Below are 11,620 nucleotides of genomic sequence, written 5' to 3'. Positions count from 1 at the left end.
CCGTGCGCTTTGGCGCGACATGTGAATGACACCTCCGGGGCAGTTGCCCCGGCCACAACCTGAGCAAGGGTACTTATGACAAGACAGGAACTGATCGACCTCATCGGGATGAAGGCACGCGAAATTCTGCCGGGCCTGGATGACCATGCCTTCGCCGGGACCGACCGGCTGGTCGATCTCGGCGCCAATTCGGTGGACCGCGCCGAGATCGCGATGCTGGTTCAGGAAGCGTTGTCGCTCTCGGTGCCGCGCGTCGAGCTGTTCGGTCCCAAGAACATCGGCGAGCTTGCCGACCTCTTTCTGAAGAAGCTCGATGCGGCCTGAACTCGTCGTCACCGGTATCGGCGTGATTTCGGCGATCGCGCAAGGCAAGGCCGACTTCACCGAGGCCCTGCTCGCCGGGCGCAGCGCCTTTGGCGTCCTGCAGCGACCGGGACGGCAGCACGAGTCGGCCTACCTGGGCGCCGAGATCCCCCATATCGTCTTTCCGGACAGCCTCCCGCCGCAGACCCTCAGGGCAGCCTCGCTGTCGGCACAGACCGCGCTGGTCGTGCTGCAGGAAGCATGGGACGAGGCCCGGCTGTCGGAGGTGGACTGCCGCCGCATCGGGCTGGTGATCGGCGGCTCGAACGTGCAGCAGCGCGAGATCGCGCAGTTGCAGGCGCGCTATCGAGAGCGCCCGCAGTTCTTGAAACCGACCTACGCGCTGTCCTTCATGGACACCGACCTCTGCGGTTTCTGCACCGCACAGTTCGGCATACGCGGGCTGTCGCACACCGTGGGCGGCGCCTCGGCGAGTGGCCAGCTCGCGATCATGCAGGCGGCCCAGGCGGTCCTCAGCGGGCAGGTGGACGCCTGCATCGCGATCGGCGCGTTGATGGATCTCTCCTTCTGGGAGTGCCAGGCCTTTCGCGCCCTCGGCGCGATGGGATCAGACCGCTACGCCGACGCGCCTGCGCTTGCCTGCCGGCCTTACGACCAGCAGCACGACGGCTTCCTGTTCGGCGAGTGCGCGGGCGCGGTCGTGATCGAGTCGCGCGCGGCGAGCCAGCGACGTGGCGCGCCCGCGTATGCGACCTTGAGCGGCTGGCGTGCCGAGATGGACGGCAATCGGAATCCCGACCCGTCGCTGGAGGGCGAGATCGCGGCCATCCAGGGCGCACTGGCGGCGGCCGGGTGGACCGCGGAGCAGATCGACTATGTCAATCCCCACGGCACCGGATCGGTGGTCGGTGACGAGACGGAATTGAAGGCCTTGCAGGCCTGCGGGCTGAAGGGTGCCCGCCTGAACGCGACCAAGTCCTTGATCGGCCACGGCCTGAGCGCTGCCGGCCTGGTCGAGGTGATCGCCACGCTGCTGCAGATGCGCTCCGGGCGCCTGCATCCCACCCGCAACCTGGACGAGCCGATCGACGCGTCGTTCAACTGGGTCCGGCACCAGCCCGTCGCCCACCGGATCGAACGGGCGCTGACCTTGAGCATGGGATTCGGCGGCATCAACACCGCGCTGTGCTGGCAGCGCACCGACAGGTAAACAGCCATTTTTCAGGAGAGCAATGCCATGTCATTGGTCGGAATCGAAGCACTCAACGTCTTCGGCGGAACCGCGTTTCTGGACGTCGCCGAGCTGGCTCGATATCGCAAACTCGACACCACGCGGTTCGAGAACCTGCTCATGAAGGAGAAGGCAGTCGCCTTGCCTTACGAGGACCCGGTCACGTTCGGCGTCAACGCGGCGAAGCCCATCGTCGACGCGCTGCCGCAGGCGGCCAAGGACCGCATCGAACTATTGATCACCTGCACCGAGTCCGGCATCGACTTCGGAAAGTCGATCAGCACCTACATCCACCAGCAGCTCGGGCTGAATCGGAACTGCCGGCTGTTCGAGCTGAAGCAAGCCTGCTATTCCGGCACGGCCGGCTTCCAGATGGCGGTCAACTTCATCCTCGCGAACACGTCGCCCGGTGCCAAGGCCCTGGTGGTGGCCACCGACATCTCGCGCTTCATGGTCTCCGAGGCGGGCGATGGCGTCAGTGAAGACTGGTCGTTTGCCGAGCCGAGCGGCGGTGCCGGCGCGGTGGCACTGCTGGTCAGCGACCGGCCGCATGCGTTCCAGGTCGACGTGGGTGCCAACGGCTACTACGGCTATGAAGTGATGGACACCTGCCGGCCGATGCCCGACAGCGAGGCGGGTGACACCGACCTGTCGTTGCTGTCCTACCTCGACTGCTGCGAGAACGCCTACCTGGAGTATGCGAAACGGGTGAGCAACGCGAACTACCGCGACACCTTCCAGTATCTGACCTTCCACACGCCGTTTGGTGGCATGGTGAAGGGAGCGCATCGCACCATGATGCGCAAGATGGTGCAGGCCAAGACGGCCGAGATCGAGGAGGACTTCCAGCGTCGCGTGATGCCGGGCCTGAAGTACTGCCAGCGGGTGGGCAACATCATGGGCGCGACCTCCTTCCTGTCGCTCGCCAGCACGATCGACCAGGGCCAGTTCAGCGCGCCCCGCCGACTGGGCTGCTTCTCTTACGGGTCGGGCTGCTGTTCGGAGTTCTACAGCGGCGTCGTCACCTCCGAAGGGCAGGCGCGGCAACGGCAGTTCGGCATCGAACAGCAGTTGAACCAGCGCTACCGCCTGACCATTGAGGAATACGAAGCGATCATCCGGGCCAGCAGCGCTGTGAGGTTCGGCGTGCGCAACGTCGTGCCGGATGTCGGCTTCATCGGCGAGGCCTATCAGTCGGCGCGCGGCAAGGGACGCCTGTTCCTGCGCGAGATCAAGGAGTTCCACCGCGAGTACGAGTGGCTCTCATGAGCTACCAGACCCTCAAGGTGCGCTTTCAGGACTCGATCTGCTTTCTGCAGCTCGACCGGCCGGAACGGGACAACGCGATCAACGGGCAACTGGTCGCCGAGTGCCACCAGGTCCTGTCGCTGTGCGAGCAGTCGGCGACGGTCGTGGTGCTGAGCGGCACGCCGGCGGCGTTCTGCGTCGGCGCCGACTTCAGTGCGCTCGCTGAGGCCCCGGGGCCCGGCACCGACGCGGCGGCCGAGGGGCCCGGGCCGCTGTACGACCTGTGGCTGCGGATGGCGACGGGGCCCTATGTGACCGTCTCGCACGTGCGGGGCAAGGCCAACGCTGGTGGCATTGGCTTCGTCGCGGCGAGTGACGTCGTGCTCGCCGAGGACAGCGCGCAGTTCAGCCTGTCGGAACTGCTGTTCGGCCTGTATCCCGCCTGCGTGCTGCCCTTCCTGACGCGCCGCGTCGGCTGGCAGAAGGCCCATTACCTGACGCTGATGACGCATCCGGTCGGCGCGGCGCAGGCGCTCGAGTGGGGGCTGGTGGATGCGGTGGATGCGGACAGCGAGTCCCTGCTGCGCCGGCACTTGTTGCGGTTGCGGCGTCTGTCGAAGGTGGCCATCACGCGCTACAAGACCTACATGAACCGTCTCGGTGGCCCGGCTCTGTCCGAGCTGAAGGCGCCGGCGGTGGCGGCGAACCTCGAGGTCTTTTCCGACCCCGCCAACCGGCAGGCGATCGTGCGGTATGTCGAAAAGGGGGTGTTCCCATGGGAGAAGGGCTGATGTCGTCCGAAGTGGTCGAGGTCGCGGAGGTGGAAGCGGGCGTCGTGCAGATCACGATGCAGGACCGCGAACACAAGAACACCTTCTCCAGGGCACTGGTGGCGGGGTTGATGGACGCGTTCCTGCATGTCCGGGACACCGAGCGTTATCGCGCGGTGGTCCTGACCGGCTACGACACCTATTTCTGCTCCGGCGGCACCAAGGAAGGCTTGCTGATGCTGCACCAGGGGCAGGGCAAGTTCACCGACATGAACATCTACAGCGTGCCGCTGGACTGCGAGATCCCGGTGGTGTCCGCGATGCAGGGCCACGGCATCGGCGGCGGCTTTGTGTTCGGCCTGTTTGCCGACTGCGCGGTGCTCAGCCGGGAGAGCGTCTACACCACCAACTTCATGAAGTACGGATTCACGCCGGGCATGGGCGCCACCTATGTGTTGCCCAAGAAGCTGGGGATGCCGCTCGCGGAGGAAATGCTGCTGGGCGCGCGTACCTACCGGGGTGCCGAGCTGGAGAAGCGAGGCATTCCCTTTCCGGTGCTGCCGCGTTCGGAGGTGGTCGCGCATGCACGACAGCTGGCACGCGATCTCGCAGACAAGCCCAGGGTGTCGCTCGTGACCCTGAAGCGCCATCTGGTGGCCGGCATGCGCGCGCGGCTGCCGGCCATCATCGAGCAGGAGATCGCAATGCACGACACGACGTTCCATCAGCCGGAGGTGAAGGCGCGCATCGAGCGCGTTTTCGACAACTAGGCAAGACGGCCCGGCGCAGCCGCGTGGCAGCGCGCGGTCGGGCCGAGCGAAGCGCGAGGCGACCGGGACGCTGCAGCTCCAGGTGGCCGACCATCTGCACCCATCGAGAGAGCCCATGGCCATGAAGAGAAACTACATCGGGTTGGCGTGTACCGGACATGACAACGCGCTCGCCGTCGTGAACGACCGGGGAGAGGTCGTGTTTGCGGAGGCGACGGAACGCTTTCTTCAGAACAAGCGGTCGTACAACTGCATCCCCGACAACCCCATCCTGATCGGCAAGGTGATCAAGCAGTACTGCGATCCGGAGGCCGACATCGTCATCGCGAAGACCTGGAGCGAGGACGCCCCCGGTATCCTGAGGCAGGAGAGCGCCCTGGCGGCCCAGCGGCTGCAGGGGCCCTACCGGCCTTACTCGTCGAGCTTCATCAAGTACGACGTCGGTGCCTATCAGTACGTGCTGAAGTCGGTCAGCGACAGCATCCAGAGCGCCGGCGTCAACCTGAAGTTCTATTGTGAACAGGTGTTGGGCAAGCAGGTGGAGTTCAGGTCGTTCAACCACCACCTGACCCACGCCGCGACCGCGTGCTACACCAGCCCCTACGAGCAGGCCGCCTGCATCGTCGTGGACGGCATGGGGGAGGGGGTCAGTGTCAGCGGCTATGCGTATCGCGACCATCGCATCGAAGCACTGCCGGTGCCGGTGCAGTCCATGCTCGGCAATCTCGCGAAGAGCCTGGGCTTCTTCTATTCGCACTTGTGTGGCTGGTGCGGCTTCGACCCGTGGGCCGGCGAAGAATGGAAGGTGATGGGCCTTGCGCCGTATGGCAAGTTCAACCAGGCCATCTACGACGTCCTGCGCGAGAGGGTCGCGGTGTCCGGCTTCGACATCGAGTGCCCGGACCCGGAATGGAAGTCGGCCTCCAGGCTGCTGAAGTACATCCGCACGCCCGACCAGCCGAGCCTGGCCGCCGCCGATCTGGCCCACACCGGGCAGGTGGTGTTCGCGGAGATGATGACGGCGCTGCTGAACCGCCTGTACGAGTTCGGCATCTCCGACAACCTGGTGTTTGGCGGCGGATGCGCCCTGAATTCGTCGTACAACGGCAAGATCACGCAGCTGACGAAGTTCAGGAACGCGCACATCTTTGCGGCACCGGGTGACGATGGCAACGCGGTGGGCGCCGCCTTGCTCGCCTGTGACCAGGATCGCCGGCTGCAAGGGCTCAACAGCCGGCCCAGCTCGCCCTACCTGGGCTCGACGATGTCGAAGTCGTCCTTGCAGGACCTGGCCCGCTACAGCCGCATTCCCGGGCTCCAGCACCTGCCCGACGACATCTGCCGGCGCACGGCACAGCTGCTGAGCGAGGGCAAGATCATCGGCTGGGTGCAGGGCCGGGCCGAATTCGGTCCCCGCGCGCTCGGCAACCGATCGATCCTCGCCGATCCGCGACGCGCCGACATGAAGGACAAGATCAATGCCCGGGTCAAGTTCCGGGAGGAGTTTCGGCCGTTCGCACCGTCCATCCTGGCGGAATACGGGCCCGAGTACTTCCTGCACTACCAGGACACGCCCTACATGGAGCGCACGCTCGCCTTCCGGGAAGAGGTGCGGCAGCACGTGCCGGCTGTCGTGCATGTCGATGGAACCGGCCGTCTGCAAAGCGTCAAGCGCAGCTTGAACGAACGCTACCATGCGCTGATCAGCGAGTTCCACCGGTTGACCGGGGTGCCGCTGGTACTCAACACGAGCCTCAATGTGATGGGCAAGCCGATCGTGCACTCGGTCGAGGACGCCTTGGCCGTGCTCTACACCACCGGGCTCGACGCGATGGTGATCGAAGACTACTTGATAGAGAAGCAATGACTCGATCTTTCGCGGCAGCTTCCACCAACAGCCACTCTTCCCCATGAGCTTCATGATTATTCGACCCAAGGTAAAAGGTTTCATCTGCACCACCGCTCATCCAGCAGGCTGCCGCGCCAACGTCGAGGAGCAGATCCGCTACATCCGCAGCCGGGGGCCGCTGGGGGGCGATGCGCCGAAGCGGGTGCTGGTGGTCGGGGCGTCGACCGGCTACGGGCTCGCGTCGCGCATCACCGCGGCCTTCGGGGGCGGGGCTGCCACGCTGGGCGTGTTCTACGAGAAACCGGCCAGCGACTCTCGCACCGCGAGCGCCGGCTGGTACAACAGCGTGGCCTTCCACCGCGCGGCCGAGCAGGCCGGCCTGTACGCGAAGAGCATCAATGGCGACGCTTTCTCGAACAGCGTGAAAGCCAAGACGATCGAGCTGATCCAGGCCGACCTCGGCCAGATCGACCTGCTCGTGTACAGCCTGGCGTCGCCGCGCCGCCTGCACCCGGACACCGGGGTGGTGCATGCGTCGGTGCTCAAGCCGATCGGCGAATCCCTGACGCAGGTGGGCCTGGACCCGGGCCGTGAGGTCCTGAAACCGTTCACCTTGCCCGCGGCGACGCAGCAAGAGATCGACGACACCGTGGCGGTGATGGGCGGCGACGACTGGCAGCGCTGGGTGCATGCGTTGTCGGCCGCGGGTGTGCTGGCGCCGCAGTGCAAGACGACTGCCTACACCTACGTCGGTGCCGCCCCCACCCGCCGGATCTACTGGGACGGCACGATAGGCGCCGCGAAGAAGGACCTGGACCGCACCGCAGCTGCGCTGCGCGGCGAAGGCTACGACGCCGCGGTGTCGGTGCTGAAGGCGGTGGTGACCCAGGCCAGCGCCGCGATCCCCGTGATGCCGCTCTACCTGGCGCTGCTGTTCCGGCTGATGAAGCAGGACGGCTCGCATGAAGGCTGCATCGAGCAGATCCACCGGCTGTTCGGCGAGTGTCTCTACAGCGCCGACCCACGCCGCGACGACGAGGGTCGCAACCGGGTCGACGAGCAGGAGATGCGCGCCGACATCCAGGCCGCCGTCGAGCGACTCGTGCCGGAGGTGACGACGGAGAACCTCCGCCTGGTCAGTGACTTCGACGGCTTCCGCGCCGACTTCCTCAAGCTGTTCGGGTTTGGCGTCCCGGGGGTTGACTATGAGGCCGAGGTGGAGGCGGAGCTGCCCATGCACGGCCTGGTCGACCTGTCGAGCTGAGCGATGGCGGGCTGGCAAGCATGAGAACCGTCTTCATGTTCTCGGGACAGGGATCGCAGTACTACCAGATGGGACAGGCGCTGTTGGCGCAGAACGACGAGTTCCGCCAGTCGATGCTGTCGATGGACCAGGTGGTCCGGCGCCTGACCGGACACTCCGTCGTCCAGGTGCTGTACCAGGAGGACAGGCGCAAGTCGGAGGCGTTCGACCGCCTGTTGCTCAGCCATCCCGCCCTCTTCATGGTCGAGTACGCGCTGGCGCGCGCGCTGATCGCAGCCGGCGTCGTGCCGGACGCCACGCTGGGCGCCAGTGCCGGCACCTTTGCCGCGGCGACCGTGGCCGGCTGCCTGGAGGTCGACGACGCGCTTGCGGCGGTCGTGCAGCAGGCGCGCATCTTCGAAGCCTGCTGCGAGCCCGGCGGCATGCTGGCGGTGCTGGGCGAGCCGGCGCTGTACGAGCGGCTGGGGTTGGCGGGTCGCAGTGAGCTGGCGTCGGTCAACTTCAGCTCGCATTTCGTGGTGTCCGCGCCGAGTGCCGAGCTGGACCGGATCGCGGCGGAACTCGACAAGCGCCTCCTCATCTGGCAACGCCTGCCGGTGCCGTTCGCCTTCCACTCGCGCTGGATCGACAGCGCCCGAAGCGCCTGCGAGGACTTGTCCTGGTCGGTTCGCTGCCGGTCGGCCAGCTTGCCGCTGCTGTGTTGCAGCGAGGCCGACGTGGTGGTCCGACCTGGTCGCAGCTACTTCTGGGACATCGCCCGCCGCCCGATCCGGTTTGGCGAGGCGATCGCGAAGCTGGAGCGGCAAGGTCCTTGCCGCTACATCGACGTTGGCCCGGCCGGCACCCTGTCGACGCTGCTGAAGCACGGCCTGCCCGCCGACTCGGCGTCTCGGGCGCACATGGTGCTCACGCCCTACGGCCAGGACGTGCGCAACTTCAATGCGCTGGTGGCCATGGGGGCGGCCTGACATGCTGCAGCTGCTCGGCCCGGGCGAGATCCACTTGTGGCTCGCCTTCTACGACCGCATCGACGACGAGGCCACCTTGGCGGCGTTCCTGGCCTTGCTCAACCCGGCCGAGCGGTTGCAGCAGGGCCGGTTCTACCGCGCTGACGACCGGCGCCGGTACCTGGTCACCCGGGCCCTGGTGCGCACGGTGCTGTCGCGGTACCTGCCCGTCGAGCCGGTCGACTGGGTCTTCACCGCCAACGCCTATGGCCGGCCGGCGGCGCTGAACGACGAGGCGCGCGATGCGCGGCTGTTGTTCAACCTCTCCCATACCCAGGGCGTGATCGTCCTCGCGGTGGCGCGCGACCGTGCGCTTGGCGTCGACGTGGAGAACATCCAGGCGCGCAAGGTCTCCACCGAGATTGCCGATCACTACTTCTCGGCCGCGGAAGTGGCGGCGCTGCACCGGGTGCCGCTGCAGCAACGCCAGGAGCGCTTCTTCGAGTACTGGACCTTCAAGGAGTCGTACATCAAGGCCCGCGGCATGGGCCTGTCGATTCCGCTGGACCGGTTCAGCTTCGACTTCCCGCACGAGCACGGCGTCCGGATCACGGTGGCCCCCGAACTTGGCGACACGCTGCCTTGGCAGTTCTGGCAGCTGCGCCTGGCACCTCGCTACCTGATCGCGGTCTGTGCCGAGCGGCTGCAGGGCGCCGGCCCGGCGCCGTCGGTGCGGGGCATCTGGCCATGGGGTCTCGGGGATGGCGTGACCGCGCTCATCAGCCGGGAGTCCGACCCGTCCTGCCATTCCAGCTCCATCACTGCATCTACACAAGGAGGAACCGCATGATTGCTTTCGTGTTTCCGGGCCAGGGGTCGCAAAAACGCGGCATGGGCCAGGGCCTGTTCGATGAAGTCGAGGAGTACTCGCGCGTCGAGCGGGATGTCGATGCCATCCTCGGCTATTCGCTGCGCCGGCTGTGCCTGGAGGACCCGGACCAGCAGCTCAAGGAGACGCAGTACACCCAGCCCTGCCTGTATGTCGTCAACGCCCTGCATTACTACAAGGCGCTTCAGCAGGGGCTGCGGCCCGATTTCGTGGCCGGCCACAGCCTGGGCGAATACAACGCACTGCTGGCCGCCGGCGTCTTCGACCTGCTGACGGGCTTGCGCCTGGTGAAGCGGCGCGGTGAGCTGATGGCCCAGGCGAAGAACGGCGGCATGGGCGCGGTGATCGGGCTCGGCGCGGCGCAGATCGGCCATGTGCTGCAGGAGCACGGGCTGGACAGCATCGACGTCGCCAACTTCAATTCGCCCTCGCAGATCGTGGTGTCGGGGCCCGTGGCTGACATCGCTCGCGCCGGCCCCCTGTTCGAGCAGGCCGGTGCGCGCATGTTCATGCCGCTGCAGGTCAGCGCCGCGTTCCATTCCCGTTATGTCGCCGCGGCCGCCGATGCGTACTTCGAGGCGCTGGCGCCGGTGTCCATCGCGGCGCCGAAGATCCCGGTGATCGCCAATGTCACGGCCGAACCGTATCCCGCCAGTGGCGACGCCGACGTGGTCAAGTCCTTGCTGGTGCGCCAGATCACCAGCCCGGTGAAATGGACGCAGAGCGTGCGCTACCTGCTGGCCGCAGGCGTGACGGAGTTCAAGGAGATCGGACCGGGCAACGTGCTCACCCGGCTGGTGCAGCAGATTCGCCAGGACGACCCGCCCTCCGTCGGGGCCACGTCCGGGCCAAGACGGGGCGCATGAGGAGATCGGCAGACATGGCGATGATCACCGCGGAGTCGCTGGGCAGTGCGGAGTTCCGGCGCAACTACGGCTTGCGCTACGCCTACCTTGGAGGCGGCTTGTACAAAGGCATCGCGTCCCCGGAGCTGGTGGTTGCGATGGGCCGTGCCGGCATGCTGGCCTATGTTGGCACCGGCGGCATGCGCTTCTCGGAGATCGAGGCGGCCATCAGCTACATCCAGGCGCGGCTGTCGCATCGCCAGGCCTATGGGTTGAACCTGATCTGTCACCTCGAGAAGCCGGAGCTCGAAGAGCAGACGGTTGACCTGGTGATCAGCCGCGGCGTCCCGTTCGTGGAGGCGGCTGCCTTCCTGCACATGACGCCCAGCCTGGTGCGCTGCCGGCTCAGCGGCCTGCAGCGCGCGGCGGACGGCAGCATCACGCGGCCGCGCCGCATGCTGGCGAAAGTGTCTCGGCCCGAGGTGGCCGCCGCGTTCATGAGCCCCGCGCCACAGGCCATCGTGCGCGAGTTGCGGGAGAGTGGCAGGATCACCGAGGTGGAGGCCGAACTGGGCCGCCTCATCCCGATGGCCGACGAGATCTGCGTGGAGGCGGACTCGGGCGGGCATACCGACCAAGGCGTGGCCTATGCGCTGATGCCGGCGATGTTCTCGCTGCGGGACCGCATGATGTCGGAACACCGCTATGCCACGCCGATCTTCGTCGGCGCGGCCGGCGGCATCGGCACCCCTCATGCCGCGGCAGCGGCCTTCGTCATGGGTGCGGACTTCATCCTGACGGGCTCCATCAACCAGTGCACCGTGGAGGCGCGTACCAGTGACGCCGTCAAGGACCTGCTGCAGGAGTTGAACGTGCAGGACACCGACTACGCGCCGGCCGGCGACATGTTCGAGATCGGTGCGCGGGTGCAGGTGGCCAAGCGCGGCCTGTTCTTTCCGGCGCGCGCCAACAAGCTCTATGAGTTGTACCAGCGACACAACTCGCTGGACGAGATCGATGCCAAGACGCGGCAACGGCTGCAGGACCAGTACTTCAAGCGGTCGTTCGACGAGGTGTGGCGAGAGACCCGCGAGTACTACGAGCGCACCGAGCCGGGCAGGATTGCCGAAATCGAACGCAACCCCAAGCAGAAGATGGCGCTGATCTTCCGGTGGTACTTCGTCCATACCACGCGGCTGGCCCTGCAGGGCCGCGACGAGCAGAAGGTCGATTACCAAATCCATTGCGGCCCTGCCATGGGTGCCTTCAACCAGTGGGTCAAGGGCACCGAACTGCAGTCGTGGCGCAACCGCCATGTGGACATGATCGGCCTGCGCTTGATGACGGAGACCGCCCGGCTGCTCAACGAGCGCTTTCTCGCCATGTCGGGCGCCGACGCACGATGAGGGACCACGATGACAGACGACGGTGCAGGGCGGCGCGCTGCGCCCACCCCGCCCGGTGCCTGTCGTTCACCTGAACA

General features: G+C 66.5%; 9 protein-coding genes and 1 pseudogene. All 10 read left to right on the top strand.

Annotated features, from left to right (window positions below):
* Positions 1-75: 75 nt before the first annotated feature.
* The 10 genes and pseudogenes from N7L95_RS29150 to fabD all read left to right on the top strand — a co-directional run bounded on the left by N7L95_RS29150 (position 76) and on the right by fabD (position 11,543).
* On the top strand, positions 76-324 hold the full coding sequence (locus N7L95_RS29150) for an acyl carrier protein (protein WP_301261105.1): 249 nt from the start codon (positions 76-78) through the stop codon (positions 322-324).
* Positions 314-1,534, top strand: a complete 1,221-nt coding sequence (locus N7L95_RS29145; protein WP_301261104.1) for a beta-ketoacyl synthase N-terminal-like domain-containing protein — start codon at positions 314-316, stop codon at positions 1,532-1,534. Before N7L95_RS29150 ends, N7L95_RS29145 begins: the two co-directional genes overlap by 11 nt.
* Positions 1,535-1,561: 27 nt before the next feature.
* The gene (locus N7L95_RS29140) at positions 1,562-2,824 is read left to right on the top strand and encodes a hydroxymethylglutaryl-CoA synthase family protein (protein WP_301261103.1); all 1,263 of its coding nucleotides are present in this window, start codon (positions 1,562-1,564) and stop codon (positions 2,822-2,824) included.
* Entirely contained in the window at positions 2,821-3,594 is a 774-nt protein-coding gene (locus N7L95_RS29135; RefSeq protein ID WP_301261102.1) for an enoyl-CoA hydratase/isomerase, read from the top strand. Before N7L95_RS29140 ends, N7L95_RS29135 begins: the two co-directional genes overlap by 4 nt.
* Complete coding sequence (locus N7L95_RS29130; protein ID WP_301261101.1) at positions 3,594-4,343, top strand: polyketide synthase; 750 nt, start codon at positions 3,594-3,596, stop codon at positions 4,341-4,343. The genes N7L95_RS29135 and N7L95_RS29130 overlap by 1 nt, the downstream gene beginning before the upstream one ends.
* 115 nt (positions 4,344-4,458) lie before the next feature.
* Positions 4,459-6,210, top strand: coding sequence for a carbamoyltransferase family protein (locus N7L95_RS29125; protein WP_301261100.1), 1,752 nt, complete (start codon positions 4,459-4,461; stop codon positions 6,208-6,210).
* 52 nt (positions 6,211-6,262) lie between these two features.
* Positions 6,263-7,456, top strand: coding sequence for an enoyl-ACP reductase FabV (fabV, locus tag N7L95_RS29120; RefSeq protein WP_301261099.1), 1,194 nt, complete (start codon positions 6,263-6,265; stop codon positions 7,454-7,456).
* Between the two features lie 20 nt (positions 7,457-7,476).
* The gene (locus N7L95_RS29115) at positions 7,477-8,424 is read left to right on the top strand and encodes an acyltransferase domain-containing protein (protein ID WP_301261098.1); all 948 of its coding nucleotides are present in this window, start codon (positions 7,477-7,479) and stop codon (positions 8,422-8,424) included.
* Position 8,425: 1 nt separating this feature from the next.
* Positions 8,426-9,253, top strand: a complete 828-nt coding sequence (locus tag N7L95_RS29110) for a 4'-phosphopantetheinyl transferase family protein (RefSeq protein ID WP_301261097.1) — start codon at positions 8,426-8,428, stop codon at positions 9,251-9,253.
* A pseudogene (gene fabD, locus N7L95_RS29105) lies at positions 9,250-11,543 on the top strand (ACP S-malonyltransferase). The gene N7L95_RS29110 and the pseudogene fabD overlap by 4 nt, the downstream one beginning before the upstream one ends.
* Positions 11,544-11,620: the final 77 nt, after the last annotated feature.

The organism is Eleftheria terrae (assembly GCF_030419005.1).
GTDB lineage: Bacteria > Pseudomonadota > Gammaproteobacteria > Burkholderiales > Burkholderiaceae_C > Caldimonas > Caldimonas terrae.
The sequence above is the reverse complement of the archived record's forward strand: the minus strand, read 5'-3'. Positions and strand labels throughout refer to the sequence as shown.

Excerpts from the sequence above, each read along its gene's own strand:
- N7L95_RS29150 (WP_301261105.1), top strand. The coding sequence starts at position 76 with ATGACAAGACAGGAACTGATCGACCTCATCGGGATGAAGGCACGCGAA.
- N7L95_RS29145 (WP_301261104.1), top strand. The coding sequence starts at position 314 with ATGCGGCCTGAACTCGTCGTCACCGGTATCGGCGTGATTTCGGCGATC.
- N7L95_RS29140 (WP_301261103.1), top strand. The coding sequence starts at position 1,562 with ATGTCATTGGTCGGAATCGAAGCACTCAACGTCTTCGGCGGAACCGCG.
- N7L95_RS29135 (WP_301261102.1), top strand. The coding sequence starts at position 2,821 with ATGAGCTACCAGACCCTCAAGGTGCGCTTTCAGGACTCGATCTGCTTT.
- N7L95_RS29130 (WP_301261101.1), top strand. The coding sequence starts at position 3,594 with ATGTCGTCCGAAGTGGTCGAGGTCGCGGAGGTGGAAGCGGGCGTCGTG.
- N7L95_RS29125 (WP_301261100.1), top strand. The coding sequence starts at position 4,459 with ATGGCCATGAAGAGAAACTACATCGGGTTGGCGTGTACCGGACATGAC.
- fabV (WP_301261099.1), top strand. The coding sequence starts at position 6,263 with ATGATTATTCGACCCAAGGTAAAAGGTTTCATCTGCACCACCGCTCAT.
- N7L95_RS29115 (WP_301261098.1), top strand. The coding sequence starts at position 7,477 with ATGAGAACCGTCTTCATGTTCTCGGGACAGGGATCGCAGTACTACCAG.
- N7L95_RS29110 (WP_301261097.1), top strand. The coding sequence starts at position 8,426 with ATGCTGCAGCTGCTCGGCCCGGGCGAGATCCACTTGTGGCTCGCCTTC.